Annotated in this window: 24 protein-coding genes and 1 pseudogene; 16 read left to right on the forward strand and 9 right to left on the reverse strand. The window is 75.6% G+C overall.

Annotated elements, in window-relative coordinates; all coding sequences use genetic code 11:
• From K1J50_RS14225 to K1J50_RS14270, 10 genes and pseudogenes are all read left to right on the forward strand, one after another.
• Positions 1–399, forward strand: a pseudogene (locus K1J50_RS14225) (hypothetical protein); the annotation flags it as partial.
• Positions 396–1,352 carry an LpxL/LpxP family acyltransferase gene (locus K1J50_RS14230; RefSeq protein ID WP_220118425.1) on the forward strand — a complete coding sequence of 319 codons (957 nt, stop codon included), beginning with the start codon at positions 396–398 and terminating at the stop codon, positions 1,350–1,352. The pseudogene K1J50_RS14225 and the gene K1J50_RS14230, both read left to right, overlap by 4 nt.
• Positions 1,313–1,903, forward strand: a complete 591-nt coding sequence (locus tag K1J50_RS14235) for a LolA-related protein (protein ID WP_220118426.1) — start codon at positions 1,313–1,315, stop codon at positions 1,901–1,903. The genes K1J50_RS14230 and K1J50_RS14235 overlap by 40 nt, the downstream gene beginning before the upstream one ends.
• Positions 1,900–4,269: an MMPL family transporter gene (locus K1J50_RS14240; RefSeq protein WP_220118427.1), complete on the forward strand. Its 2,370-nt coding sequence runs from the start codon at positions 1,900–1,902 to the stop codon at positions 4,267–4,269. The genes K1J50_RS14235 and K1J50_RS14240 overlap by 4 nt, the downstream gene beginning before the upstream one ends.
• A gap of 10 nt (positions 4,270–4,279) precedes the next feature.
• Entirely contained in the window at positions 4,280–5,476 is a 1,197-nt protein-coding gene (locus tag K1J50_RS14245; RefSeq protein ID WP_220118428.1) for a beta-ketoacyl-ACP synthase, read from the forward strand.
• Complete coding sequence (locus tag K1J50_RS14250) at positions 5,473–6,279, forward strand: beta-ketoacyl synthase chain length factor (protein WP_220118429.1); 807 nt, start codon at positions 5,473–5,475, stop codon at positions 6,277–6,279. Before K1J50_RS14245 ends, K1J50_RS14250 begins: the two co-directional genes overlap by 4 nt.
• Positions 6,273–6,758, forward strand: coding sequence for a phosphotransferase (locus K1J50_RS14255; protein WP_220118430.1), 486 nt, complete (start codon positions 6,273–6,275; stop codon positions 6,756–6,758). Before K1J50_RS14250 ends, K1J50_RS14255 begins: the two co-directional genes overlap by 7 nt.
• Positions 6,759–6,767: 9 nt before the next feature.
• A complete protein-coding gene (gene fabG / locus K1J50_RS14260) occupies positions 6,768–7,490 on the forward strand; it encodes a 3-oxoacyl-ACP reductase FabG (RefSeq protein WP_220118431.1) in 723 nt (240 codons plus the stop codon).
• An 87-nt stretch (positions 7,491–7,577) separates the two neighbouring features.
• Positions 7,578–9,134: an apolipoprotein N-acyltransferase gene (gene lnt / locus K1J50_RS14265; RefSeq protein ID WP_369413611.1), complete on the forward strand. Its 1,557-nt coding sequence runs from the start codon at positions 7,578–7,580 to the stop codon at positions 9,132–9,134.
• A gap of 222 nt (positions 9,135–9,356) precedes the next feature.
• On the forward strand, positions 9,357–9,818 hold the full coding sequence (locus K1J50_RS14270; protein ID WP_220118433.1) for a helix-turn-helix domain-containing protein: 462 nt from the start codon (positions 9,357–9,359) through the stop codon (positions 9,816–9,818).
• A gap of 24 nt (positions 9,819–9,842) precedes the next feature.
• Here the strand turns inward: K1J50_RS14270 and K1J50_RS14275 are convergent, their stop codons facing one another.
• The 4 genes from K1J50_RS14275 to K1J50_RS14290 all read right to left on the reverse strand — a co-directional run bounded on the left by K1J50_RS14275 (position 9,843) and on the right by K1J50_RS14290 (position 14,460).
• Positions 9,843–10,352 carry a VOC family protein gene (locus K1J50_RS14275; protein WP_220118434.1) on the reverse strand — a complete coding sequence of 170 codons (510 nt, stop codon included), beginning with the start codon at positions 10,350–10,352 and terminating at the stop codon, positions 9,843–9,845.
• Positions 10,349–11,044, reverse strand: coding sequence for a glutathione S-transferase family protein (locus tag K1J50_RS14280; protein WP_220118435.1), 696 nt, complete (start codon positions 11,042–11,044; stop codon positions 10,349–10,351). The genes K1J50_RS14275 and K1J50_RS14280 overlap by 4 nt, the downstream gene beginning before the upstream one ends.
• 140 nt (positions 11,045–11,184) lie before the next feature.
• Positions 11,185–11,745, reverse strand: a complete 561-nt coding sequence (locus K1J50_RS14285; protein WP_220118436.1) for a hypothetical protein — start codon at positions 11,743–11,745, stop codon at positions 11,185–11,187.
• Between the two features lie 150 nt (positions 11,746–11,895).
• Complete coding sequence (locus K1J50_RS14290) at positions 11,896–14,460, reverse strand: FtsK/SpoIIIE family DNA translocase (RefSeq protein WP_220118437.1); 2,565 nt, start codon at positions 14,458–14,460, stop codon at positions 11,896–11,898.
• A gap of 250 nt (positions 14,461–14,710) precedes the next feature.
• Between K1J50_RS14290 and hslO the strand changes: the two genes are divergently transcribed.
• From hslO to K1J50_RS14310, 4 genes are all read left to right on the forward strand, one after another.
• The gene (gene hslO, locus K1J50_RS14295; RefSeq protein WP_369413612.1) at positions 14,711–15,643 is read left to right on the forward strand and encodes an Hsp33 family molecular chaperone HslO; all 933 of its coding nucleotides are present in this window, start codon (positions 14,711–14,713) and stop codon (positions 15,641–15,643) included.
• A 50-nt stretch (positions 15,644–15,693) separates the two neighbouring features.
• The gene (locus K1J50_RS14300; protein WP_220118439.1) at positions 15,694–16,446 is read left to right on the forward strand and encodes a hypothetical protein; all 753 of its coding nucleotides are present in this window, start codon (positions 15,694–15,696) and stop codon (positions 16,444–16,446) included.
• A gap of 72 nt (positions 16,447–16,518) precedes the next feature.
• The gene (locus K1J50_RS14305; protein ID WP_220118440.1) at positions 16,519–16,908 is read left to right on the forward strand and encodes a RidA family protein; all 390 of its coding nucleotides are present in this window, start codon (positions 16,519–16,521) and stop codon (positions 16,906–16,908) included.
• A 213-nt stretch (positions 16,909–17,121) separates the two neighbouring features.
• Positions 17,122–17,487: a hypothetical protein gene (locus tag K1J50_RS14310; RefSeq protein ID WP_220118441.1), complete on the forward strand. Its 366-nt coding sequence runs from the start codon at positions 17,122–17,124 to the stop codon at positions 17,485–17,487.
• A gap of 75 nt (positions 17,488–17,562) precedes the next feature.
• Here the strand turns inward: K1J50_RS14310 and K1J50_RS14315 are convergent, their stop codons facing one another.
• Positions 17,563–18,741 carry a 4-hydroxybenzoate 3-monooxygenase gene (locus tag K1J50_RS14315; RefSeq protein WP_220118442.1) on the reverse strand — a complete coding sequence of 393 codons (1,179 nt, stop codon included), beginning with the start codon at positions 18,739–18,741 and terminating at the stop codon, positions 17,563–17,565.
• Between the two features lie 365 nt (positions 18,742–19,106).
• Between K1J50_RS14315 and K1J50_RS14320 the strand changes: the two genes are divergently transcribed.
• Entirely contained in the window at positions 19,107–20,069 is a 963-nt protein-coding gene (locus K1J50_RS14320; protein WP_220118443.1) for a D-2-hydroxyacid dehydrogenase, read from the forward strand.
• Between the two features lie 39 nt (positions 20,070–20,108).
• Here the strand turns inward: K1J50_RS14320 and K1J50_RS14325 are convergent, their stop codons facing one another.
• The 4 genes from K1J50_RS14325 to K1J50_RS14340 form a co-directional block, all read right to left on the reverse strand.
• Positions 20,109–20,447 carry a carboxymuconolactone decarboxylase family protein gene (locus K1J50_RS14325; RefSeq protein ID WP_255575309.1) on the reverse strand — a complete coding sequence of 113 codons (339 nt, stop codon included), beginning with the start codon at positions 20,445–20,447 and terminating at the stop codon, positions 20,109–20,111.
• An 81-nt stretch (positions 20,448–20,528) separates the two neighbouring features.
• Positions 20,529–22,880 (reverse strand): ATP-dependent Clp protease ATP-binding subunit ClpA, encoded by a 2,352-nt coding sequence (gene clpA / locus K1J50_RS14330; RefSeq protein WP_220118444.1) that lies wholly within the window; start codon positions 22,878–22,880, stop codon positions 20,529–20,531.
• A 174-nt stretch (positions 22,881–23,054) separates the two neighbouring features.
• Positions 23,055–23,402 carry an ATP-dependent Clp protease adapter ClpS gene (gene clpS / locus K1J50_RS14335; protein WP_220118445.1) on the reverse strand — a complete coding sequence of 116 codons (348 nt, stop codon included), beginning with the start codon at positions 23,400–23,402 and terminating at the stop codon, positions 23,055–23,057.
• 318 nt (positions 23,403–23,720) lie between these two features.
• Complete coding sequence (locus tag K1J50_RS14340) at positions 23,721–24,242, reverse strand: phasin family protein (protein ID WP_220118446.1); 522 nt, start codon at positions 24,240–24,242, stop codon at positions 23,721–23,723.
• A gap of 357 nt (positions 24,243–24,599) precedes the next feature.
• On the opposite strand from K1J50_RS14340, the gene K1J50_RS14345 reads away from it, so the two are divergent.
• Positions 24,600–25,466: D-alanyl-D-alanine carboxypeptidase family protein (locus tag K1J50_RS14345; protein WP_220118447.1), on the forward strand; the 867-nt coding region annotated here is incomplete at its 3' end.

A 25,466-nucleotide genomic window follows, 5' to 3' on the forward strand; every position in this document is an offset into this window, starting at 1 on the left:
CGCGGCGCCCGCCGCGGCGGCGCCACCGGCCGGCGCCGACCGGCGGCCGCGGGGCGAGGCGTGAGCGGCGCCGGCACGATCCGCCTCGAAGCCGACGCGGCGATCGCGGTGCCGGTCGGCCACCCCGCCTTTCCCGGTCATTTCCCGGGCCGGCCGGTGGTGCCCGGCGTGGTGCTGCTCGACCTCGCCGCGGCGGCGGCGCGGCGCGCCTTCGGCCTCGGCCCGCTGCGGCGGATCGCGCGGGCCAAGTTCGTCGTCCCCGTCGGCCCGGACCGGACGGTGGCGCTGCGGCTCGCGCGCCGCCCCGACCGCCCGCTGGTCGTCGCCATCGCCAGCGACGCCTTCTCCTGCGAGGCGGAGTTCGCGCCCGCCGGCGGCACGGCGGACCGCCCGGCGTGACCCCCTGGACCCGGCAGCGGGAGCGCGGCAGCCCCGCGGCGCTGCGCCTGATGGCGCGCCTCGTCCTCGCGCTGGGCTGGCGGGCGGGTCACGCGCTGCTCTATCCGATCACCGCCTATTTCGTGCTCACCGCGCCGCCGGCGCAGCGGAGGGCGGCGCGCGCCTACCTCGCGCGCGCGCTCGGCCGCGCGCCGGGATGGCGCGACGTGTTCCGGCTCTACTTCGTCTTCGCCTGCACCATGCTCGACCGCGTCTTCCTCCTCGCCGGGCGCAGCGCCGGCTACGCGGTGGAGGTGGTGGGGCTGGAGACGCTGGATGCACGGCTGCGCGCGGGGCGGGGCGTGATCCTGCTCGGCGCCCATCTCGGCAGCTTCGAGGTGCTGCGGGTGCTGGCCGGCGCCGGCTGCCCGGTCGAGATCCGCCCGATGATGTACGAGGAGAACGCGCGCCAGGCGGATGCGCTGTTCAACGCGCTCGATCCCGCGCGCGCCGGCAGCGTGATCGCGCTCGGCCGCCCCGACACCATGCTGCGCGCGCGCGAATGCCTGGAGCGGGGCGGCATCGTCGGCCTGCTCGGCGACCGCGCGCCCAGCGGGGAGCGGATGCTGCGCGTGCCCTTCCTCGGCGCGGAGGCGCCCTTCCCGGCCGGACCGCACCTGCTCGCGCACGTGCTCGGCGCCCCGGTGATGCTGTTCTTCGGCCTCTGGCGCGGCCCGCGCCGCTACGAGCTGCGCTTCGAGCCCTTCGCCGACCGGATCGTTCTCGACCGCGGCGACCGCGCGGCGGGGCTCGCCGCCTGGGCCGCGCGCTACGTCGCGCGGCTCGAATCGCTGTGCCGCACCCATCCCTACAACTGGTTCAACTTCTACGACTTCTGGGGCGAGTTCGAGGCCCCGCCGCCATCCTCCGCGCCATGCTCCGCCGCCCGATCCTCCGCCGCCGCGCCGCGCTGAGCCTCGCCGCCCTCGCCGCCGCCCGCCTCGCCCGCGCCGGGGAGGAGCCGGTCGCGGCGCTGCTCGGCGCCTTCGCCGCGATCCGCGAGCGCCGCGCCGCCTTCGCCGAGGAGAAGGAGCTGCCCGAGCTCGACCGCCCGCTCCGCTCGCACGGCACGCTCTCCTGGCGGGCGCCCGACCGGCTCGAGAAGCGCACCGCCGCGCCGATCGAGGAGGTGCTGCGCATCGAGGGCGAGACACTGACGCTGGAGCGGCCGCAGCAGGGCGTGCGCCAGGTGCTGGGCCTCGACCAAGCGCCCGAGCTCCGCCCCCTGGTCGAGGCGATCCGCGCCACCCTGGCCGGCGACCTCCCGGCGCTGCGCCGCCATTTCGCGCTCGCCTTCGCGGGCGACCCGGCGGAGGGCTGGACGCTGGTGCTGACGCCGCTCTCGCCGCGCGTGCTCGCCGCGGTGCAGCGGGTGACGCTCTCCGGGCGCGGCGCGGCGATCCTCGGCGTCGAGTCGCAGCAGGGCGGCGGCTTCACCCGCCTGCGCATCGAGCCCGCGCGGTGAGGCGGCTTCTCGCCGGCCGGCTGCGCCCCTTCCTGCCGCTCCTCGCCGCGCTGGCGCTGCTCGGGGCGGCCAATGCGGCGCTGCTGCGCGGCGCCGGCGTCACCACCGACATGACCGACTTCCTCCCGCCGCCGCGCAGCGCGGCGAGCGCCCTCCTGCTGCGCGAGCTGCGCGCCGGCGCCGCCACCACGCTGCTCCTCGCCGGCATCGAAGGCGCGCCGGCGCCGGAGCTGGCGCGGCTCTCGCGCGCGCTCGGCGAGGCGCTGCGCGCCTCCGGCCGCTTCGCCTTCGTCGGCAACGGCAGCGAGGCGCTGTCGGAGGCCGAGCAGGAATTCCTGTTCCGCCACCGCTACCTCCTCTCCCCCGCGGTCACGCCGGCGCTGTTCGAGACGCCGGGCCTGCGCGCGCGGCTCGCGGCGCTGCTCGCGGAGCTGCACGGCGCCGCCTCGCCGCTGCTCGCGCGCCTCGGCTTCGCCGACCCGGTGGGCGCCTTCCTCGACCTGCTCCGCGCCTGGACCGCGGGCAGCGCGGTCGCGCTGCGCGAGGGCGTGTGGTTCGCCGAGCCGCCGCCCGCGACCGGCGAGCGCGCGCTGCTGATCGCGCGCACCGCCGCGCCGGGCCTCGACACCGCGGCGCAGCGCGAGGCGGTCGCCCTGCTGCGCGCCGCCTTCGCCGCCGCCCGTCCGCCGCCCGGGGCGCGGCTCCTGGTGAGCGGCCCGGGCGCCTTCGCGGCCGAGGCGGCGGCGGCAATCCGCGCCGATCTCGACCGCATCGCCACCCTCTCCTCGGCGCTGCTCGCCGCCTTCCTGCTCTGGCGCTTCCGCTCGCTGCTGATGCTGCTCGTGGTGGCGGTGCCGCTCTCGGCCGGCGTGCTCGCCGGCGCCGCGGCCGTCGCAGCGACCTTCGGCACGATCCACGGCGCCGCGCTCGGCTTCGGCATGACCATGCTGGGCGTGACCGACGACTACCCGATCCTCCTGGTGACGCAGCGCCGGCCCGGCGAGGCGCTGGCCGCGACGGCCCGGCGCATCTGGCCGACGCTCCGCCTCGCCGCGCTCGCGGCGGCGGCGGGGCTGACGGCGATGATCCTCTCCGACGTGCGCGGGCTCGCCCAGCTCGGCCTGTTCGCCGCCGTGGGGCTGCCGGCGAGCGCGCTGGTCACGCGCTTCGCCCTCCCTCGCCTCCTGCCGCCCGGCACGGCCATCGCGGTGCGCCCCCTGCCGGCGCCGCTCGCGCGCGCGCTGCTCGCCCTGCCGCGCCGCCGCGGCGCGGCCTGGGCGCTGCTCGCCGCCGCGGCGCTCTACCTGCTCGCGATCGGCGGCCCGCTGCGCGAGCGCGACCTCGCCGCGCTCAGCCCCGTGCCCGAGGCGCAGCGCGCGCTCGATGCCGAGCTGCGCCGCCAGCTCGGCGCCCCGGAGGTCGGGGTCCTGATCGCCGTCACCGCGCCGAGCGCGGAGGCGGCGCTGCAGGGCGCGGAGCGCGTCGGCGCGGCGCTCGCCCCGCTGGTCGCGCGCGGCGCGCTCGGGGGCCTCGACTTCGCGGGCCGCTACCTGCCGAGCGCGCGCACGCAGCGGGAGCGGCAGGCGGCGCTGCCCGATGCGGCGACGCTGCGCGCGCGCCTCGCCGAGGCCGCGGCGGGCCTGCCCTTCCGCCCCGCCGCCTTCGATCGCTTCCTCGCCGACGTCGCGGCGAGCCGCACCCTGGCGCCGGTGACGCCGGCGGACTTCGCCGGCGCCGGACCGCTGCTCGCCGCCCGGCTCGGCGCGCTGCTCGCCCCGCTGCCGGAGGGCGGCTGGCGGGCGCTGGTCGTGCCGAGCGACCTGCGCGACGCGGAGGCGCTGCGCGCCGCCCTCGCCTCCCTGTACGAGCCGGGCCTGCTGGTGGTGGAGGTGCGGCCGGAGACCCAGGCGCTGGTGGAGGCCGCCACGGCCCGCGCCCTGCTCGGCTGCGGCGTCGGCACCGCCCTGGTGCTCGGCCTCCTCGCCTTCGGCCTGCGCGGCCTCGGCCGGGCCCTCCTCACCGCCGCCCCGCTCGCCGGAGGGGTGCTGCTCGCCCTCGCCGCGCTCGCCCTGCTCGGCGAGCGCTTCAGCCTGTTCCACCTGGTCTCCCTGCTCTTGCTGGCCGGCGTCGGCATGGACTATCCGTTGTTCCTCGCCCGTTCCGCCGGTGAGCCGGTGGAGGAGCGGCTCCGGGCGCTGGGATCGGTCGTCCATTGCACCCTGACCACCTTGCTCACCTTCGGCCTGCTGGCCTTCTGCGCCACACCGGTGCTGCGCGCGATCGGGCTGACGGTGGCGATCGGCATCGCCGGCGCCGCGGCGCTCGCCGCCGCCCTGGTGCCGCCGCCCTCGCGCGCGCCGGCCTGACGGCTCCCGGATGCGCCCGCTGAGCATCGTCGCCCACACCGCCGTGAGCGCCATGGGCGTCGGCCTCGCCGCCACGCGCGCGGCGCTGCGCGAGCGCCGCGGCGGCCTCGCCCCCTGCGACCTGCCGGGCACGCCGGAGGGGATCTGGGTCGGCCGCGTGCCCGGGGTAGAGGCGGTCGCGCTGCCCGAGGCGCTCGCGCGCTTCGCCTGCCGCAACAACCGCCTCGCCGAGCTCGCGCTCGGCGCCGACGGCTTCGCCGAGGCGGTGGCGGAGGCGCGCGCGCGCCACGGCGCGGAGCGGATCGCCGTCGTCCTCGGCACCTCCACCGCCGGCATCGAGCAGACCGAGCGGGCCTACCGCCGCCGCGACGCCGCCGGACGCCTGCCGCCCGATTTCGACTTCGAGCACACCCACGACCTCTACGCCCTGCCGCGCTACGTCCGCGCGCGGCTCGGACTGCGCGGCCCGGCGCTCGTCGTCTCCACCGCCTGCACCTCCGGCGCGCGCGCCTGGCTCGACGCGGCGGCGCTGATCGAGGCGGGGGTCGCGGACGCCGCCGTGGTGGGCGGCGTGGACACGCTCTGCCGCATGACGCTGCACGGCTTCGCCGCGCTCGAGCTGCTCGCGCGCGGCGGACCGACGCGGCCTTGCGCGCCGGACCGCGACGGCATCTCGATCGGCGAGGCGGCAGCCTTTGCCCTGCTCGAGCGCCCGCGGCCCGGCGCGCGCGGCGGCCTCGCCCTGCTCGGCGCCGGCGCCTCGACCGACGGGCACCACATGTCCGCGCCGCATCCGGAGGGGCTCGGCGCGGCGGCGGCGATGCGCGCCGCGCTCGAGGCCGCCGGCCTCGCGCCGCGCGACATCGGCTACGTCAACCTGCACGGCACCGGCACGCGCGCCAACGACGCGATGGAGGACCGCGCGGTGACGGCGGTGTTCGGGCCGCGCGGCGTGCCCTGCTCCTCGACCAAGGGCTGGTCCGGCCACGCGCTCGGCGCCTCCGGCGCGCTCGAGGCGACGATCGCCGCGCTCTGCATCGAGGACGGGCTGATCCCGGGCTGCCTCGGCGTCGCCGAGCCGGACCCCGGCTTCGCGAGCGCCGTCGTGACGGAGAACCGCGAGGCGCGCCTCGACCGCGTGCTGTCCAACTCCTTCGGCTTCGGCGGCAACAACTGCGCCCTGGTGATCGGGCGGCTCGGCGCGTGAGGGCGGAGGTCGTCGGCGTCGCGGTGCTGGGGCCCGGCCTGCCCGGCTGGGCGGCGAGCGCGCCCGTCCTCGCCGGCGCCGCACCCTACACGCCGGCGCCCGTCGCCCTGCCGCCGCCGGCGGCGTTGCCGCCGACCGAGCGGCGGCGCGCCTCGCCGGCGGTCCGCCTGGCCCTCGCCGCCGCCGCCGAGGCCGCCGCCGCGAGCGGCCTGCCGCCGGCCGGGCTGGAGACGGTCTTCGCCTCGTCCAACGGCGACGGGCGGGTGGTGGGGGCGATCCTCGAGGCGCTCGCCGCGCCGGACGGGGTGATCTCGCCGACGCAGTTCCACAACTCCGTGCACAACGCCGCCGCCGGCTACTGGAGCATCGCCGCCGCCTCGCAGCGGCCCTCGGTCGCGCTCGGCGGCCACGACCACGCCTTCGCCGCGGGGCTGCTGCACGCCGCGGCGCGCGTCGCCGCCACCGGCGCGCCGGTGCTGCTCTGCGCCTACGACGCGCCGCTCGACGAACCCCTCGCGCAGTGCCGGCGGACCGAGGTGCCCTTCGCCGCGGCGCTGGTGCTGGCGCCGCCGGGGCGCGCCACGCCGGCCGCGGCGGCCTGCGCCCGGCTCGCGATCGCCTACCGGGCGGAGCCCGCGCCGCCCTCCCCGCCCGCCGCGACCGCGCTCGACGCGCTGGCCGCGGCCAATCCGGCGGCGCGTGCCCTGCCCCTGCTGCGCGCCCTCGCCCGGCGCGAGGCGGGGCGGATCGTCCTGCCGCTGCTGGAGGACGGCCGCCTCGAGGTCGCGGTCGCGCCATGCTGAGCGGCGGCGAAGCCCGCGGCGGCGGGGCCGGCATCCCGGCGGTCCCGCCCCTGCTCGGCCGCGCGGCGGTGCAGCGGCTGGTGCCACACCAGGGCGCCATGTGCCTGCTCGACGCCATCGCCGCCTGGGATGCGGAGCGCATAGCCGCCCTCGCGCTGTCGCATCGCGATCCGCGCAACCCGCTGCGCCGGGACGGCGCGCTGCCCGCCGTCTGCGGCGTCGAGTACGCGCTGCAGGCGATGGCGGCGCACGGCGCGCTGCGCGCTTCGGGCCGGGCGCAGCCGGCGGGCTACCTCTCCAGCCTGCGCGGGGTGGAGCTCGCCGCCGAGCGGCTCGACGACCTGGCCGGTCCGCTGCTCGTCCGCGCCGAGGCCCTTGCCACGGAAGCGCGCGGCTTCATCTACCGTTTCGCGGTCGAAGGCGGGGGCCGGCGCCTGCTCGCCGGCCAGGCCGCGATCCTCCTGCCGGGGAAGGAGTAGCGGGGAGCGATGCGGCGCGCACTGGTCACCGGCGGCGGCAGCCCGATCGGCGCCGCGATCGCGCGCGCGCTCGCCGCGCAGGGCGTGCAGGTGCTGGTGCACGCCCACGCCAACCCGGCGCGCGCCGCGGCGGTCGCGGAGGCCATCCGCGCCGGCGGCGGCCACGCCGAGGCGGTGACGTTCGACCTCACCGAGGCGCAGGCGACGGCCGCCGCGGCCGAGCGCCTGCTCGCCGCCGGCCCGATCCAGATCCTGGTGCACAACGCCGGCACCCACGAGGACGTCCCGATGGCCGGGATGAGCGAGGCGCAATGGCACCGCGTGATCGCCGTCTCGCTCCACGGCTTCTTCCACGTGGCGCGGCCGCTGCTGCTGCCGATGATCGGCACGCGCTGGGGGCGGATCGTGGCGATGTCCTCGCTCTCCGCCCTGATGGGCAACCGCGGCCAGGCGAACTACGCGGCGGCGAAGGCCGGGCTGATCGGCGCGGTGCGGGCGCTGTCGCTGGAATGCGCGCCGCGCGGCGTGACGGTGAACGCGGTCGCGCCCGGGATCATCGAGAGCCCCGCGGTGGCGGCGGCCGGGCTGACGCCGGAGCGGATCGCGCAGATGGTCCCCGCCCGGCGCGCCGGCCGGCCGGAGGAGGTGGCGGACCTGGTCGCCTTCCTCTGCTCCGACCGCGCCGGCTACATCACCGGGCAGTGCATCTCGATCAACGGCGGGCTGGCGTGAGGCGGCGCCGGCCGGCGGAGGCGGCGCGGGATGCCGGCGCGGCGCGCTTCCTTGCCCTGCGGTGGCGCGGCGGGTAACGCCCCGGGCGTGCTCCCCGCTCGCCTCCTCCGCCGGATCGCCGCGCTGCCGCCGCGCCGCGCGCTGCTCCTCGCCTTCGGCCTCGGACTGCTCGCGGCGCTCGCCCTGCCGCCGGTCCATGCCGTGCCGGCGCTGCTCGTCTCGGTCCCCGGCCTGCTCGCCCTGGTCGGCACCGCGCCGAGCGCCCGCCGCGCCGCGCTGCTCGGCCTGTTCTGGGGCTGGGGGCACTTCGCCGGCGGGCTCTACTGGATCACCCACGCCATCCTCACCGAGGTCGAGCGCTTCTGGTGGCTGGTGCCGATCGCGGTGCCGGCGCTCTCCTTCCCGCTCGGCCTGTTCGTCGCGCTGCCGGCGGCGCTCGCCTGGCGCGCCGCGCCGGGCTGGCCGCGGCTCCTGGTCTTCGCCGGCGCCTTCATCCTCGCCGAGATGCTGCGCGGCGTGGTGCTCACCGGCTTTCCGTGGAACCTGATCGGCACGGTCTGGGCCTTCGCCGCGGTGCCGATCCAGGGCGCCGCCTGGGTCGGGGTGCACGGCCTCGGCCTCGCGACGCTGCTGCTCGCGGGGCTGCCGGCGGCCGGCGCCGGCTGGCGCCCGCTGGCCGGCGGGGCGGCGGCGGCGGCCGCGCTGTTCGGCCTGCTCGGCGCGGCGCGGCTGGCCTTCGTCACGCCGCCCGCCGACCAGCCCTGGCGGGTCGTGCTGGTGCAGGGCAACATCGCGCAGGACCTGAAATGGCGGCCGGAGACGCGCCTGCCGATCTTCCGCCGCTACCTCGACCTGACCGAGTCGGCGATCGCGCGGCTGCTGCCCGACCTCGCCCCCGGCGAGCGCATCGCGGTGATCTGGCCGGAGACGGCGAGCCCGTTCCGCCTCGCCGAGGACGCCGAGGCGCGCCGCCTGATCGCCGCCCGCCTGCCGCCGGACGCGGTGCTGCTCGCCGGCACGCTGCGCGTCGAGTGGGCGCCGGACGGACGGCCGCTCCGCGTGTTCAACAGCCTGCTCGCGGTGGATGCCGAGGGACGGGTCACCGGCGGCTACGACAAGGCGCATCTGGTGCCCTTCGGCGAGTACATGCCGCTGCGCGGCCTGCTGCCGGTGCGGCTGGCGCCGACGGCGATGGACATCAGCCCCGGCCCGGGCCTCGTCGCCATCGCGCCCTCCGGCCTGCCGCCGCTCGGCGCGCTGATCTGCTACGAGGTGATCTTCCCGGGGGCCGTGACGCCCGCGCCGCGGCCGGCGTGGCTGGTGAACGTCACCAACGACGCCTGGTTCGGATTCTCGGCCGGGCCGTACCAGCACCTCGCGGCGGCGCGGCTGCGCGCGGTGGAGGAGGGGCTGCCGGTCGCGCGGGCGGCGCAGACCGGGATCTCGGCGCTGTTCGATCCGTACGGCCGTCCGCGGACCTGGCTCGGCCTGGGGGAGACCGGTGCGATCACGGCACGGTTGCCCGCGCCGCGTGCAGAGACCGTCTTCGCTCGACTGGGACTGGCGGTCCCGGCCGCGCTTGCGCTCGGAACCTGGCTTGCCGGGTGGTGGCTGGGCCGCGTGCGCGGAAGAAGGGAATCCTGATGGTATTCCGCGCCTCGCTCCCGCCACCCCGGGCTGTCTAGAACGTTGAGATTTCTCAAAAGAGTTGACAGAACCGCAACGAGGGGTTACCACTACCCTGACTTGCAGGCAGATGGCTGCAACGCGGGCGTGCGGGACGGGGCGTCGAGACTCGCGAGACTCGGCAGCGCGAACTGTACGCGGCGGAGCGCGGCGCCAGAACGGCGGAGGCGGAGAACGGGCATGGAGGACGTGGCCGAGCGTAGCGGGACCACCGAACGCGAGCACCGCCCGAGTCCGATCGACGTGCATGTCGGCAGCCGGGTGCGGCTCCGGCGGACCCTGCTCGGGATGAGCCAGGAGAAGCTGGGCGAGGCGCTCGGCCTCACCTTCCAGCAGGTGCAGAAGTACGAGCGGGGGGTGAACCGGATCGGCGCCAGCCGGCTGTTCGACCTCGCCCGCGTCCTCGACGTGCCGGTGAGCTTCTTCTTCGACGACATGCCCGACAGCATGGGCGGCAACCCGGCCGTCGGCAGCCGCCGCGGCGCCGGCTACGGCTTCGCCGAGCAGCAGGAGGGCTTCGACGACGACACGCTGCACCGGCGCGAGACGCTCGAGCTGGTGCGCGCCTACTACCGCATCACCGATCCCGCGGTGCGCAAGCGCGTCTTCGACCTCATCAAGAGCCTCGCCCCGGCCGAATAGGGCCGGCGGAGCGACCGGGGCGCCTCACCCGGCGGCGCCCGGCGCCGCCTCCGCCTTCTCCGCCTGCCAGCGGTCGAGCGTGGCGCGCGCGCCATCGCGGCGCGGGTCCATCGCCGCGTCGTGCCCGGCGGTCTTCACCGTCAGCTCCGCCACGTAGCCGTTCGGGTCGCGGAAATAGGCCGAGCGTATCGCGCCATGGTCGCTCGGCCCGCGCGTCTCGATGCCGAGCGCGCGGCCGCGCTCGATCATCCGCTGCAGCTCCGCCTCGCTCTCGACCTCCATCGCGACATGGAGGTCGAAATCGTGCTGCGCCTTGAAGTCGAAGTCGCGGTCCGGCGCCTCGAAGAAGGCGAGGAAGCTGCCGTCGCCGAGACGGAAGAAGGTGTGCAGCACCTTGGTCTGCCGCCCGGTCTGGGTGGTGCGGATGTCGAGCGCGCCGGCGAGCTCGAGGCCGAGGAAGTCCTCGTAGAACCGCCGCGTTTCCCCCGAATCGCGGCAGCGGTAGGCGACGTGGTGGAAGGCGCGGACGCTCATGACGCCGCCGCCTCCTGCGTCGCGGACGACCTCTGCGCAAGGCAGTGGTCGCGCCACGCCTCCCAGGGACCGTTGACCTCGGCCCAGCAGGGCCGCGACCGCATCGCCGCCATCCAGCGCCTCACCCGCGGATAGGGGGCGAAGTCGAAGGCGACCATCTCGCCGATGCTGGTGAAGCAGACGCCCAGGAAATCCGCGAGATCGGGGGCATCCCCGCCGAGATAGGGCCCGTCCTCGCCGAGCCAGTCGTCGTTCAGCATCCGCATCAACCGGGCCGACCTCTCCGCGCCGCGCGCGAGCACCGCCCGCTGCACCGCCGGATCCTCCCAGCCGAGGTAGGGCAGGATCTGCGGATAGACGAGGCCGTAGCCGAATTCCCGGTAGAAGCCGGTGTTGAACCAGTCCATCTGCGCGTTCACCCGCGCGCGGCCGCGCGGATCGGACGGGTATGCCGGCGAGTTCGTCTTTTCCGCCAGATACTTCAGGATCGCCGAGGATTCCGCCAACCGGAAGCCGTCCGGCTCCTCGAGCACCGGAACGCACCGGTTGGGATTGATCGCCCCGAACGCGGCGGTGAGGTGGGCGCCCGACATCAGATCCACCGCCTCCAGCGCCAGCGGGATGCCGGCCTCGGCGGCGAACATCTGCACCGCGCGGCAGGTGGTCGAGCCTGGGAAATAATAGAGCTTCATGGCGGCGTTCCTCCCGGAGCGGCCGCGGCAGCATAGTCGCCGCACTGCGCGAAGGCACGCACCATCGCCGCCGGCGGAAGTCGCACGCGCGTGAGCGGGACCGCCCCCGGCCGCCTCGCCCGGCCCGGAGAGGGGCGGCGTCAGCGCCGCGGCGGCATGCGCATCGACTCCGTCCGGTAGTCGGCCGGCGGACGGAAACGCGCGGGGTCCTGCGGACCGTAGGCGACCCGCGTCGCCTCGATGCCCTCCGCGCCGTCGGGCCCGCGGGCGCGCAACAGCACGCCGTCGGCGGTGACGCAGGCGGAGCCGCGCCGGCCGTCCTGCTCCTGCACCTGCCAGACGGTGCAGGCATGGCCGGCGACGCGGTCGCTGCCCTCGCGCGTCAGCCGGGCGTTCGGCGGGATCTGGCCCGGCTGGGGCAGGCTCCCGCCGGCCGGGATCTCCATGACCGCGCGCTGCGCATCCATCACCAGGAAGGCACGGCGCTCCCTCAGATCCATGATCATCGCGCCCTGGCCCTCGGGCATGTCCACCCGCATGCGCTGCTCGCCGCTGAGCCAGGCGATGCGCATCTCCCGGCCGCCGGCGATGCGGTAGGTGACGGCAACGTCTCGCGTCGGCAGCGGCGGCGGACGGTCCTGCGCGGCGGCAGGCGCGGCGCCGGCGACGAGCATGGCGAGGGCAAGCGCGGTGCGGCGCATGCGGAACACTCCCGGAGACGTCGCGCACCGTCGTCCGGCGCCGCCGGCCGAGTCAAGCGCCGGCGCGAGGCGGCGCCGGGACCGGGCCACGGCCCGGGGACGTTCCTTCGCCGCGGCCGCCGCGCCCGCGCGGGGAACGCCGCGCCGGCCTCACGCCTCCGTCCGCCGCGCCAGCACCTCGCGCTTGCCGACATGGTTGGCCGGGCCGACGATGCCCTCCTTCTCCATCTGCTCGATCAGCTTGGCCGCGCGGTTGTAGCCGATCTGCAGGTGGCGCTGCAGGAAGCTGGTGCTCGCCTTGCCCTCGCTGGTGACGAGGCGCACCGCCTGGTCGAACAGCGACTTCTCGCCCTCGCTCGCGCCCGCGATGCCGGAGAGGGCGAGGGCCTCGCCGCCCTCCTCCTCCGTCTCCGTCACCTCCTCGACGTAGCTCGGCTCGCCCTGCTCGCGCAGGAAGGCGACCACGCGCTCCACCTCGGCGTCGCTCACGAACGGCCCGTGCACGCGGCTGATCCGCCCGCCGCCCGCCATATAGAGCATGTCGCCCTGGCCGAGGAGCTGCTCCGCCCCCTGCTCGCCGAGGATGGTGCGGCTGTCGATCTTCGAGGTCACCTGGAAGGAGATGCGGGTCGGGAAGTTCGCCTTGATGGTGCCGGTGATCACGTCCACCGAGGGGCGCTGCGTCGCCATGATCACGTGGATGCCGGCCGCGCGCGCCATCTGCGCCAGGCGCTGCACGGCGGCCTCGATCTCCTTGCCGGCGACGATCATCAGGTCCGCCATCTCGTCGATGACGACGACGATCATCGGCAGCGGCTCGAGCGCGAGCGGCTGGTCCTCGAACACCGGCTTGCCGGTCTCGGGGTCGAAGCCGGTCTGCACGCGGCGCGTCAGCACCTCGCCGCGGCGGCGCGCCTCCGTCACCTTCTCGTTGTAGCCCGCGATGTTGCGCACGCCGAGCTGCGACATGGCGCGGTAGCGCCGCTCCATCTCGCGCACCGTCCATTTGAGCGCGCCGATCGCCTTGGGCGGCTCGGTGACGACGGGCGCCAGCAGATGCGGGATGCGGTCGTAGACCGAGAGCTCCAGCATCTTCGGGTCGATCATGATGAACCGGCACTCGTCCGGGCTCAGCCGGTAGAGCAGGCTCAGGATCATCGTGTTCACGGCGACCGACTTGCCCGAGCCGGTGGTGCCGGCGATCAGCAGGTGCGGCATGCGGGCGAGGTCGGCGATCACCGGCGCGCCGCCGATGTCCTTGCCGAGGGCGAGGTTGAGCCGCCCCGGATGGCGCGCCCAGTCCTCCGATTCCAGCAGCTCGCGCAGGAACACCGTCTCGCGCCGCGCGTTCGGCAGCTCGATGCCGATCACGTTGCGCCCGGGCACGGTGGCGATGCGCACCGCGAGCACGCTCATCGAGCGCGCGATGTCGTCGGCGAGGCCGATGACGCGCGCGCTCTTCGTCCCCGGCGCCGGCTCGAGCTCGTAGAGCGTGACCACCGGACCGGGGCGGATCTCCACGATGCGCCCGCGCACGCCGTAGTCCTCGAGCACGCTCTCGAGCAGGCGGGCGTTGCCCTGCAGCGCCTCCTCGCTCGGCCGCCCGGCGCCGCGCTTCGCCGCCGGCTCGGCCAGCAGCTCGAGCGGCGGCAGGCGCCAGGGGCCGTCCTCCAGCCCGAGGCTCGGCTGCAGCGCGGCGGCGCTCTTGCGCGGCTCCGGCGCCGGAGCGGCGACGCGCGGCCCCGGCGACGCGGACGGCGCCGCGCCGGGGCGCGCGGGACGCCGCTGCTCGGTCACCACCGGCGGATCGCCGGGCACGAACACCGCGGCGGCGGCGTCCGCGGCCCGCAGCACGGCGCCGAGCGGGACCGCGCCGACGCCCGCGGCCCGCCGCTCGCGGCGCAGCCGCCCGAACAGCCGCGCGAGCAGGGACGGGCGGCGTGTCGCCGGCGCCTCCGGCACCGCCGCGCGCGCCGCCCGTCGCGCCGCGGCCGCCGACGGCGCCGCTGCCGCCGCACCGCGGCGCGACAGCCGCCGCAGGCCGCCCCAGGCGAGGCGGAATCCGGCCCGGCCCGCGCCGGCCGCCAGCCGCCCCGCCCCGAGCCACTCGCCCGGGGTGAGCCCGCACGCGGCAAAGGCCAGGCCGGCCGCGGCGCCCGCCAGCACCGCATGGCCGAGCGCCGTGCCGACCGGTCCGAACCAGTCGCCGAGCCCGCCGACCACCAGCCCGGCCAGCAGCGGCCCCGCCGCCCCTCCGGGGCCGGCGTCCACCGGCGAGGAGGCGGGCAGCGGCAGCAGGGTCAGCGCCGCGGCAAGCGCCGGCAGCGCCGCGAGCAGCGCCGCGACCCGGCCCGCGACCGGGCCAGGCCCGCGATGCGTGGCCAGCCGCCACGCCCAGGCGAGCAGGCACAGCACCGGCAGCAGCGCGGCGAAGCCGAAGCCCTGCAGCAGCAGGTCGGACACCGTCGCGCCGACCGGTCCCGCCAGGTTCGCCGGCGCCCGATCGGTCGCCGTGTTCAGCGAGGGATCGGCCGGATCGTGGCTGGCCAGCGCGAGCAGCAGCGCCAGTCCGCAAAGCGCGAGGGCGAGGCCGAGGAACTCCCGGGCGCGGCGGCGCACCATCGCGCGCAGGGCGGGCGAGGCGAGGCGGCGCGCACCGGCGGCGAATCGGCCGGAGGCGGGGCGGTCGGCCAGGTCGGCGGCGGATCGGGACATACGGAGGCGGCTTGATGTCGGAGTGCAACCATACACGGGAACGGATTGCCGCGGCAGCGTCTCCGCTCCCCTGCGCGCGCCGGGACCCGCGCGGCGGCCCCGCGCCCGCGCCGCCGCCGGGACATGGTGCCGCCGCCGCCGCGCCCCTATCTACCGGGCGATCGGATCCAGCCGAAAGCGCGCCGTGCCTCCTTCCGACCGAGCCACACCCTCCGCCCTGCCCGCCTTCCTCGACCATGAACGCCCGCCGGTGCCCGACCTGGTGGTGCCGCGCGGCGTGCTGCCCTTCCACCTGGAGGGACGGCCGGTGCGCGGGCGGCTGGTCCGGCTCGGCCCGCTCGCCGAGGCGATCCTCGGCCGCCACGACCACCCGCCGGCGGTGGCCGCGCTGCTCGGCCAGGCCCTGGCGCTCGCCGCCGGCCTCGCCGCGGCGCTGAAGTTCACCGGCAGCTTCTCGGTCCAGGCGCAGGGCGACGGGCCGGTGCCGGTGCTGCTCGCCGACTGCACCGACCAGGGCGCGCTGCGCGGCTATGCCCGCAGCCACCCGGACCGGGTCGCCGCCCTGGTCGAGGCCGCCGCCGCGGCCGGGGGCGCGCCGGACGCCGCCGCGCTGCTCGGCCGCGGGCATCTCGCCTTCACCTGCGACCAGGGGCCCGACATGACCCGCTACCAGGGCCTGGTGGCGATCGAGGGCGCGACGCTCTCGGAGATGACGGCGCATTACTTCCGCACCTCCGAGCAGCTTCCCGGCCACGTCCATCTCGCCGCCGCGCGCACCGCGGAGGGCTGGCGCGCCGGCGCGCTGTTCCTCGAGCGGATCGCCGGCCGGAGCGGCCCCGCCGAGCCGGCGGCGGAGGACCCGGAGGAGGCCTGGCGCACGGCGCGGACCCTCGCGGCGACGCTGACCGACGCCGAGCTGCTGGACGATGCGCTCCCCGGGCCGGCGCTGCTGCGCCGCCTGTTCGCGAGCGAGGGCGGGCTGGTGATCGACCGGGCGCGCAGCCTGTCCTACGGCTGCCGCTGCTCGCGCGCCCGGCTGGCGCTGATCCTCGAACGCTTCTCCGACGAGGACCTGGACCACATGATCCAGGAGGACGGCGCGATCACCGTGACCTGCGAGTTCTGCAACCACGGCTTCCGCTTCGAGCGGAGCGAACTGCGGGGTGGCGCGCGGAACGGTTGAGTGGTTTGCTGCGCGCGCCCGTGCCAGGAGACACCCGTCCCGGGGGAGCGATGCCAGCACCGACCCATCGCGGAGTCCCGCGCCTTGCCCGGCCGGCGCTGCTGCGGCGGCGCACCCTGCTGATCGGAAGCGTGCCGCCGCTGCTCGCGCTCGGCACCGCGGGGTGCGCCGTCGAGGACGAGACGGGGCCGGTCGTCGCCTTCGGGCCGCCGCCGAGCTACGCGCACCTGACGCCGCTCCGTCTCGACGTGGCGAGCATCGAGATCGGCCCGCCGCCGGGCGGCCCGGCCGGGACGGTGATGGGCCCGGCGCCGGTGGCCCCGGCCGAGGCGATGGCGACCATGGCCCGCGAACGCCTGATTCCCGCCGGATCGTCCGGCGCCGGCCGGTTCACCGTCCTGGAGGCCGTGCTGGTGCGGAGCCCGCTGCCCGGAGGGGTCTTCGCGCCCGGCGGCGAGCGGCTGATCTGCTCGCTCCGCTGCCGCCTCGACCTGGTCGCCGCGGAGGATGGCCGCAGCGGCTTCGTCGAGGCGCAGGCGCGCCGGGTCCTGACCGCGCCGGGCCAGACCAGCCCGGCGCGGCGCTCGGCCGCCGCGGATCGTGTGGTGCGCTCGGCGATGGACGTGATGAACGTCGAGCTGGAGTACCAGATCCGGCGCAATCTCCGCGACTGGCTGCTGGTGTCGCTGCCGCCCGGCGTGGCGCCGCCGCCGCCCCCGATGGCCCCGCCCGGCGGGGGCGGGGGCGGCGCGGAGGAGGTGCTGCGCGAGGATCTGCCCGGCGGCGCCGAGAGGGCACGATGACCGCGCCGGCGGGCGCGTGCGCCGGCCACCGCCGCGGATGACGCGGCGCCGGAAGGAAAGGAGGAGGCGACCATGGCGACGATCCGCTTCAGCAATCCCGAGGGCGTGCATGCGACGGGCGGCCGCTACGCGCACGCCGCGCTGATCGAAGGTCCGGCCAAGCGGCTGGTGATCTCGGGCCAGGTCGGCCTCAAGCCCGACGGCAGCCTCGCCGAGGGCGGCGAGGCGCAGATCGAGCAGGCGCTGGCCAATCTCGGCGCGGTGCTGCGCGCGAACGGCATGGCGCCCACGGACGTGGTGAAGGTGACGGCGTTCCTCACCGACCGCGCCCTGATCGGAGCCTGGCGCGACCGGCGCGCCGCCTTCTTCGGCGGGCACGTCCCGGCCAGCACGCTCCTGATCGTCGCCGGGCTGGCCGATCCGCGCTTCCTGGTGGAAGTCGAGGCCGAAGCCGTGCAGTAGCGCCGCCCGCGGCCGGCGGGCACCGGCCAGGCGCGCGCTGCAGGCCCGCCGGCCGCCCGGCGCGCCGCCGTTTCCGTGCGCCCGGGGCGCGCGAAGACGGCCCCGCTGCGCCGCGCGGTCCTTCGCGGGGCGCACGATCCCGCGAGGTGGTGCGCGGGCCGCGCCGAACCGCGGCAGGCCGCTCCGCGCTGATTCGGGGAGGAGGACAGAACCATGACCCGAATCGCCGCCGGACGCGCCATGCGGATCGCAGCCGCCCTGGCCGGCCTCGGCGCCTGCACCGTGGTTGACGAGAGCCCCGGCTACTACGCGTCGGGCTATGGCTATTCGGCGCCGGGTTACGCGACGTCGCCGGGCTATGGCTACGGGTACGGCTATCGCGCGGCGCCCGGCTACGCGACGGTGCCCGGGCGCTACGGGGTGCCCTACTACGCCGCCGCGGCGGCCGCCGGCGACTCCTACTGCCGGGAAGCGGTCGCGGCGGTGCGCCGGGCGAAGGCGTCGGCCGCCTACACCGGCTCGCCGGAGGCGATCGCCCGCGTGGAGCGGGCGCACCGCTACGCCAGCCGCGACTGCTGAGGCCCGGACGGCCCGGCCCCGTCGCCCGGGCCGGGCCGCCGCCGGTCCGGCCGCGCCGGACCGGCAGGCGCCCCTTCACTCGCCCAGCGGCAGCCCGACGTAGTTCTCCGCCAGCAGCCTCGCCCCGCTGTGCGTGCCGGTCACCAGCTCCAGCTCCGCGAGTTGCCGCCGGTTGTCGAACTCGCTCGCCTCCGCGAAGCAATGGAGCATCGAGGTCATCCACCAGGAGAAGTGCTGGGCGCGCCAGACGCGCCGGAGCGCCGCCGCCGAATAGCCGTCCAGCAGCTCGGTCGCGCCGGTCTCGTAGAACGCCCCGAGCGCGCGGGCGAGCAGGAAGACGTCGTTGATCGCGAGGTTGAGCCCCTTGGCCCCGGTCGGCGGCACGACATGCGCCGCATCGCCGGCGAGGAACAGGCGGCCGTGGCGCATCGGCTCGCAGACGTAGCTGCGCATGGCGACGATGTTCTTCTGGAAGATCGGCCCCTCCTTCAGCCGGAACCCCTCCGCCTCGGTGCGCGTCCGCAGCTCCGCCCAGATCCGGTCGTCGGGCCAGTTGTCCGGCGAATCGCCGGGATCGCACTGGAGGTACATCCGCTGCACCTGCGGCGAGCGCGTGCTGATCAGGGCGAAGCCGCGCTCGTGCCGGGCGTAGATCAGCTCCTCCGAGGAGGGCGGCGCCTCGCAGAGGATGCCGAGCCAGCCGAAGGGGTAGGTGCGCTGGTACTCGCGGCGCGCGCCCTCGGGGATCGCGGCGCGGCAGACGCCCCAGAAGCCGTCGCAGCCGGCGACGAAGTCGCAGGCGAGCTCGCCCTCCGCCCCGTCCGGCCCGACATGGCGGATCACCGGGCGCGGGCCGTCGAGGCCGTCGAGGGCCGCGACCCGCGTCCCGAAGCGGATGTCGCCGCCGGCGGCGAGGCGGGCCGCGATCAGGTCCTTCAGCACCTCGTGCTGGGCATAGACGGTGATCGCGCGCCCGCCCGTCAGGGCGTGGAAGTCGATCCGGTGGCCGCGGCGGTCGAAGCGCAGCTCGGTGCCGCGATGGACGAAGCCCTCGCGCCGGAGGCGGTCGCCGAGGCCGGTCTCGACCATCAGGTCCACCGTGCCCTGCTCGAGCACGCCGGCGCGGATCGTGCCCTCCACGGCTTCGCGCGAGCGCGCCTCGAAGACGACGCTCTCGATGCCGCGCCGGTGCAGCAGGTGGGAGAGCATCAGCCCCGCCGGCCCGGCCCCGACGATTCCGACCTGTGTGCGCATCGCGGTTCGGCTCCTGGCAGAGGCGCCCCGGCACGCGGCCGCCGCCCGCCCGGCGCGGGCCGGGGGCACGGCCGCGGCGGAACCATCCATAGCGCAGACCGGACGGCGGGGCGACGCGCGACCGCGGTCGCCGCGCGCCCCGGGCGGGCCGGCCGCGCACTCGCGGCCCGCAGAGGCGATCCGCCCTTCCGGCCGGTTCCGCCGCCCCCGATCCGCGCCGGAGCCGTTGCCGCTCGGCGGTGCGCGCGGCAACGGCACCGGCGCGTCGTCCGTCGAGCGGCTTCCCGCCCCCGCCCGGTTCCGGCGGTTCGCGATCCGCCCTAGGGTGCCGCGCCACCACGTGCTCCCGCGGAGGACCGCGCCCCATGCCCGCGCCGCTGATGCTGCTCTGGACCGACCGCGATCAGCCCTATCGCGAGGCCATCGCCCGCGCCGGGCTCGACGACGGCCGCTGGCGCTTCGTCTTCCTGCCGCGCGCCGCCGAGCCCGATCCGGCCCTGCTGGCCGAGGCGGAGGCCCTGTTCGCGATGAGCGCGCCGCCCGGGATGCTCGCGCGCATGCCGCGCCTGCGCTGGATCCAGGCGCAGACCGCGGGCGTCGAGGCCTGGCTGGCGCGGCCCGACCTGCGCCCGGAGATCGCGCTGACCTGCGCGCGCGGCACGCACCGGGTGCAGATGCCGGAGAACATCCTCGGCGCCCTGTTCCACATCACCAAGCCCTACCACGCCGCGGCGCTCGACCAGCGCGAGCGGCGCTGGACCCGCCGCGTCTCCGAGACGCTCGCCGGCAGGACGCTCGGCATCCTCGGCCTCGGCGCGATCGGCCGGGAGGTGGCGCGCAAGGCGGCGGCGCTCGAGATGCGCGTGATCGGCACCCGGCGCGGCGGCGCCGCCGCGATCGAGGGGGTGGAGCGCGTGTTCGGCCCCGAGGGCACGGAGGCGGTGCTCGCCGCCTCCGACTTCGTGCTGCTGCTGCTGCCGGCGACGCGCGAGACCGAGAACCTGATGGACGCGCGCCGCCTGCGGGCGATGAAGCGCACCGCCTGGCTGCTCAACTTCGCCCGCGGCCAGCTGGTCGTGGACGAGGACCTGATCGCCGCGGTGCGGGAGGGGGCGATCGCCGGCGCGGTGCTCGACGTGTTCCGCGAGGAGCCGCTGCCGCCCGCGCATCCCTTCTGGACCACGCCGGGCATCCTGGTGCTGCCGCACATCGGCGGGCTGCACCCGCGGCGCGACGAGATGGTGGCGGCGCTGCTGGCCGAGAACGCGCGCCGCTTCCGCGACGGCGAGCCGCTGCGCGAGGCGGTGGACCGCGCGACCGGCTACTGAGCGTCCCCCCGGCGGCGGTTCCCGGCGCGCCGCGCGCGCCTACTCCGCCGCCGCGTCCAGCACGTGCAGCGCGTGCGTGAACGCCGAGCCCGCGCTCAGCGCCACCGCGACGCCCAGCGCCTCGGCGATCTCCTCCCGGGTCGCGCCCGCCGCCTTGGCCTTGCGCACATGGGCGTCCATGCAGCCCTCGCAGGTGGTGATGGCGGTGATGGCGACCGCGATCAGCTCGCGCGTCTTGGCGTCGAGGTGCTGCGTCTTCGCCGCGGCGCCGGAGAGGGCGGTGAAGGCCTTCACCAGCTCCGGGTGCAGCGCCGAGAGCTCCCTGCCGCGCTCGCGCAGCGCCGTCCGGTAGGCGTTCCAGTCCTTGATCGCGCTCATCGCTTCATCCCCTGCGCACGGAACGGGCGCGGCCCCGGAGGAGCCGCGCCCGCGCATCATCGCCGCGCCGGCGCCGGAAGGCTACTGCACCGCCTCCGACTCCCGCTCCGCCTCGCCGTCGCCTTCCTCGGGCCGCGGCAAAGCCGGCGGCGCGGCCTCCACGTAGTCGAAGGTGAGCGCGCCGTCGCGCAGGCCGACCTTCACCGCGCCGCCCTTGGCGAGACGGCCGAACAGAAGCTCCTCGGCGAGCGGCTTCTTGACGTATTCCTGGATCACGCGCGCGAGCGGCCTTGCGCCGTAGAGCGGATCGTATCCCTTCTCCGCCAGCCACTCCTTCGCCGCCGAGGAGAGCTCGATCGTCACGTTGCGGTCGGCGAGCTGCGCCTCGAGCTGCAGGACGAACTTCTCGACCACGCGCGCCACGATCTCCGGCGTCAGGCCGGCGAAGGGGATGACGGCGTCGAGGCGGTTGCGGAACTCCGGCGTGAACAGGCGCTTGATCGCCTCCTCGTCCTCGCCGACGCGCGCCGTGCGCTCGAAGCCGATGGCCGGCTTGGCGAGGTCGGCGGCGCCGGCGTTGGTGGTCATGATCAGGATCACGTTGCGGAAGTCCACGGTCTTGCCGTTGTGGTCCGTGAGCTTCCCGTGGTCCATCACCTGCAGCAGGATGTTGAACAGGTCCTGATGCGCCTTCTCGATCTCGTCGAGCAGCAGCACGGCGTGCGGATGCTGGTCGATCGCGTCCGTCAGAAGCCCGCCCTGGTCGAAGCCGACATAGCCCGGCGGCGCGCCGATCAGGCGCGAGACCGAGTGCCGCTCCATGTACTCCGACATGTCGAAGCGGATCAGCTCGATGCCCAGCGTCTTGGCGAGCTGCTTCGCCACCTCGGTCTTGCCCACCCCCGTGGGGCCGGAGAACAGGTAGTTGCCGATCGGCTTCTCCGGGTCGCGCAGCCCGGCGCGGGAGAGCTTGATCGCGGAGGCGAGCGCCTCGATCGCCTTGTCCTGGCCGAAGACCATGGCCTTGAGGTCGCGCTCGAGGTTGCGCAGCGTCTCCTTGTCGTCGGCGCTGACGCTCTTCGGCGGGATGCGCGCGATCTTGGCGACGATGTCCTCGACGTCCTTCACCGTGACCGTCTTGCGCCGCTTGTTCTCGGGCAGCAGCATGCGCGAGGCGCCGACCTCGTCGATGACGTCGATCGCCTTGTCGGGCAGCTTGCGGTCGTGGATGTAGCGGGCGGAGAGCTCGACCGCGGCGCGGATCGCCTCGGGCGTGTAGCGCACCTTGTGGTGCTTCTCGTAGTTGGCCTTGAGGCCCTGGAGGATCTTCACCGTGTCCTCGACCGACGGCTCGTTGACGTCGATCTTCTGGAAGCGGCGGACCAGCGCGCGGTCCTTCTCGAAGTAGTTGCGGTACTCCTTGTAGGTGGTCGAGCCGATGCAGCGCAGCGTGCCGGAGGCGAGCGCGGGCTTGAGCAGGTTGGAGGCGTCCATCGCCCCGCCGCTGGTCGCCCCGGCGCCGATCACGGTGTGGATCTCGTCGATGAAGAGGATCGAGCCCGGGGTGTTCTCGAGCTCGGCCACCACCGCCTTCAGCCGCTCCTCGAAGTCGCCGCGGTAGCGCGTGCCGGCGAGCAGGCTGCCCATGTCGAGCGCGTAGATCGTGCTCTTCGCCAGCACCTCGGGCACGTCGCCCTCGACGATGCGCTTGGCGAGGCCCTCGGCGATCGCGGTCTTGCCGACGCCGGGATCGCCCACGTAGAGCGGGTTGTTCTTGGTGCGGCGGCAGAGGATCTGGATCGTGCGCTCGATCTCGGTCTCGCGCCCGATCAGCGGGTCGATCTTGCCCTGCTGCGCCTTGCGGTTGAGGTTGACGCAGTAGTTGGAGAGCGCGTCCTGCCCGCGCCCCGGCCGGCTGCCGTGCGGCTTCTCCTCCCGCTCGGCGTGGTCGTCGGAGGCCGAGGGGGTGCCCTGCACCGGCCGCGGCTGGCTCCGCCCCGGCGCCTTGGCGATGCCGTGGCTGATGAAGTTCACCGCGTCGAGCCGCGTCATGTCCTGGAGCTGCAGGAAATAGACGGCGTGGCTCTCGCGCTCGGAGAACAGCGCCACCAGCACGTTGGCGCCGGTCACCTCGTCGCGGCCGGAGGACTGCACGTGGATCGCGGCGCGCTGGACGACGCGCTGGAAGCCCGCGGTCGGCTTCGGGTCGCCGCCGCGCTCGGTCACCAGGCCGGCGAGGTCCTTGTCGAGGAACTCGATCAGGTCGCGACGCAGCTTGTCGTTGTCCACGCCGCAGGCGCGCAGCACCGGCGCCGCGTCGGCGTCGTCGGTGAGGGCGAGCAGCAGGTGCTCCAGGGTCGCGTATTCGTGCCGGCGCTCGTTCGCGAGGGCGAGAGCACGATGGAGCGTCTGCTCGAGGTTACGGGACAGCATGGCCGTTATGACGCTCCCTGCTAGAAATCCGCACAGCCAAAGCCCGACGGAGGAACCGGTTCCGTCACTCCCGCGACGGGCCCAGGCCGAGTGTCCGTCGCACGTCGCGCGCCCGCTTTGCGACTGCGCAATTCGGTAAGGTAACGATAGGGCGCGGTCCGGTTCGTCAGCGTCTCATTCCTTCTCGATGGTGCACTGCAGCGGATGCTGGTTCTGCCGGGCGAGGTCCATCACCTGGGTCACCTTCGTCTCGGCGACCTCGTAGGTGTACACCCCGCAGACCCCGACGCCGCGGCGATGCACGTGCAGCATGATGCGGGTCGCCTCCTCCCGGCTCTTCTGGAAGAAGCGTTCCAGGACGTGAACGACGAACTCCATCGGGGTGTAGTCGTCGTTCAGCATCAGCACCTTGTACATCGAGGGCTTCTTGGTGCGCGGCCGGGCCTTGACCACGACCCCGGTCTGCGGGTTGTCGCCGCCCTGCGTGCCACCCCTGCCCGGACTCTTGTCTGGATCGCTCATGCTCGCCTTGATCTGCGGGCCTCGACAGCGCCCGCTCGCCTCGCTCGGACAAGATATCGGACGCCGCGGCCACCAGTGAAGGCCCACACGCGGGCGTGAGGCTCAAGCCGCACCGTGGCCCGCGCCTCCCCGTCGCGGGGGCGGCGGCGGGCCCCGAAATGCGCGAGGTCCGGCCCGCCGCCCGCTCGCGCAGGGCGCGCGACGGCGGCAGGCCGGACCCCGGCCGGACAGTGGCCCTTGCACCTGCCGGGCGGCCAGCCGGGCGCGGAAGGGCGCCGCGCCCGGGCGGCGGCTACGGCCGGCCCCGCGCCGCGCGGCTCAGGCCGCCAGCGGGCGCCCGAACTTCTCGAAGGCCAAGGTGGCGCGGGCGGCCAGCGGCGCCGTGGCCTGCTCGGCCAGGCGGAAGCTCGCCTCCTGCAGGCGCGCCGCCTCGCTCAGCGCGCGCTCCAGCGCGGAGCGGGCGAAGTTGGCCTGCAGATCGGCCGCCTCCTTGAGGCTCTTCGCGGCGATCAGCGCCTTGGCGTTCTCCAGGGCCTGGTCGGTCAGGCTCTGCACAACCGCGAAGGTCTGCCGCGAGAGGTCCTGCACGCCGACCGTCCAGGTCTGCGCGGACTTCGCCACCGCCTCGAGGTTGCCGCGGCCGAACTCGACCGCCTCGTTCGCCACCTTGAAGAGGCCCTCGGCCGCCTTCGTCGCCTGCTCCATGCTCTTCTCCACCGTCGCGCGGGCCTGCGCCGCGCCGTCCTCGATCAGCTTCCTGGCCTGGTGCGCGCCGGCGGCGGTCGCCGTCGCGGCCTCCACCGAGAGCTTCTTCACCTCGGCCGTCTTGTCACTCGCCATGGGTCGATCCTTTCCCGTAAGGTCCGTCGTTCCGGTCCTGCCAGGCGCCGATCAGCCCTGGCCCCGCTCCGCGTCCCCGCGTCATGCTGCGGTGCAGCATCTCCCAGGTAGGCGAGGCCGCGCGGGCGGGCAAGCGGAATTTTGTGCATTGCACAAATTTTTTGCCGCTCACATGCGGTTGAGCCGGGCGCCGGAAACCGGTGCGGTTCCCACACAAGAACGCGTCCTAACCCCTTGGGGCATCGTCCTGTTCCACCTCTGTGCCGGTGGACAGCGGCGACGCGGCTCCGTTACGATGCGAGCGCCGGTTGAGGCCGGGCCGCCGGGGGGTGGCGGTCCGCGCTCGGGGGGGACCGCATGAGCTTCATCCGCGCCGCCTGCCGCCACGGCCTGGTCCTGGCCGCGGCGCTCGCCGCCGCGCTCGGCCTGCCCGGCCGCGCCGCGCAGGCGCAGATCGGCAGCGACCGCTACGCCGCCATCGTCGTGGACGCCCGCACCGGCGGCACCCTGTTCGCCGCCAATGCGGACGAGGCGCGCCACCCCGCCTCCCTGACCAAGATGATGACCCTCTACATGGTCTTCGAGGCGCTGCGCGACGGCCGGCTCTCGCTCTCCACGCCGCTGACGGTCTCCGCCGACGCCGCCTCCCGCCCGCCCTCCAAGCTCGGCCTGGCGCCGGGATCGAGCATCACCGTCGAGCAGGCGATCCTCGCCCTGGTCACCAAGTCCGCCAACGACGCCGCCGCGGTGCTGGGCGAGCATCTCGGCGGCGGCTCCGAGGCGCGCTTCGCCCAGATGATGACCCTGCGCGCGCGCGCCCTTGGCATGACGCGCACCACCTTCCGCAACGCCTCCGGCCTGCCGGATCCGGACCAGGTGACGACGGCGCGCGACATGGCGCTGCTCGGACGGCGGCTGATGCACGACTTCCCCGACCGCTTCGCCTACTTCTCGACCCCCGCCTTCGCCTTCCGCGGCCGCACCCTCTGGAACCACAACCGGCTGCTCCAGGAGTACGAGGGCACCGACGGCATCAAGACCGGCTACGTCCATGACTCCGGCTTCAACCTCGTGGCGAGCGCGCAGCGCGACGGGGTGCGGCTAATCGCCGCCGTGTTCGGCGGGGCCAGCGGCCGCGAGCGCGACCGCCACGTCATGGCGCTGCTCGACCAGGGCTTCGAGCGCATGGGCGTGGCTCCGCGCGAGCGCGGCAGCAACAGCGTG

This window comes from Caldovatus aquaticus (assembly GCF_019458025.1).
Lineage (GTDB): Bacteria > Pseudomonadota > Alphaproteobacteria > Acetobacterales > Acetobacteraceae > Caldovatus > Caldovatus aquaticus.

Coding starts and splice junctions, on each gene's coding strand:
- K1J50_RS14235 (WP_220118426.1), top strand. CDS start 1,313: ATGCTCCGCCGCCCGATCCTCCGCCGCCGCGCCGCGCTGAGCCTCGCC.
- K1J50_RS14245 (WP_220118428.1), top strand. CDS start 4,280: ATGCGCCCGCTGAGCATCGTCGCCCACACCGCCGTGAGCGCCATGGGC.
- K1J50_RS14255 (WP_220118430.1), top strand. CDS start 6,273: ATGCTGAGCGGCGGCGAAGCCCGCGGCGGCGGGGCCGGCATCCCGGCG.
- fabG (WP_220118431.1), top strand. CDS start 6,768: ATGCGGCGCGCACTGGTCACCGGCGGCGGCAGCCCGATCGGCGCCGCG.
- K1J50_RS14270 (WP_220118433.1), top strand. CDS start 9,357: ATGGAGGACGTGGCCGAGCGTAGCGGGACCACCGAACGCGAGCACCGC.
- K1J50_RS14275 (WP_220118434.1), bottom strand. CDS start 10,352: ATGAGCGTCCGCGCCTTCCACCACGTCGCCTACCGCTGCCGCGATTCG.
- K1J50_RS14280 (WP_220118435.1), bottom strand. CDS start 11,044: ATGAAGCTCTATTATTTCCCAGGCTCGACCACCTGCCGCGCGGTGCAG.
- K1J50_RS14285 (WP_220118436.1), bottom strand. CDS start 11,745: ATGCGCCGCACCGCGCTTGCCCTCGCCATGCTCGTCGCCGGCGCCGCG.
- K1J50_RS14290 (WP_220118437.1), bottom strand. CDS start 14,460: ATGTCCCGATCCGCCGCCGACCTGGCCGACCGCCCCGCCTCCGGCCGA.
- K1J50_RS14300 (WP_220118439.1), top strand. CDS start 15,694: ATGCCAGCACCGACCCATCGCGGAGTCCCGCGCCTTGCCCGGCCGGCG.
- K1J50_RS14305 (WP_220118440.1), top strand. CDS start 16,519: ATGGCGACGATCCGCTTCAGCAATCCCGAGGGCGTGCATGCGACGGGC.
- K1J50_RS14310 (WP_220118441.1), top strand. CDS start 17,122: ATGACCCGAATCGCCGCCGGACGCGCCATGCGGATCGCAGCCGCCCTG.
- K1J50_RS14315 (WP_220118442.1), bottom strand. CDS start 18,741: ATGCGCACACAGGTCGGAATCGTCGGGGCCGGGCCGGCGGGGCTGATG.
- K1J50_RS14320 (WP_220118443.1), top strand. CDS start 19,107: ATGCCCGCGCCGCTGATGCTGCTCTGGACCGACCGCGATCAGCCCTAT.
- K1J50_RS14325 (WP_255575309.1), bottom strand. CDS start 20,447: ATGAGCGCGATCAAGGACTGGAACGCCTACCGGACGGCGCTGCGCGAG.
- clpA (WP_220118444.1), bottom strand. CDS start 22,880: ATGCTGTCCCGTAACCTCGAGCAGACGCTCCATCGTGCTCTCGCCCTC.
- clpS (WP_220118445.1), bottom strand. CDS start 23,402: ATGAGCGATCCAGACAAGAGTCCGGGCAGGGGTGGCACGCAGGGCGGC.
- K1J50_RS14340 (WP_220118446.1), bottom strand. CDS start 24,242: ATGGCGAGTGACAAGACGGCCGAGGTGAAGAAGCTCTCGGTGGAGGCC.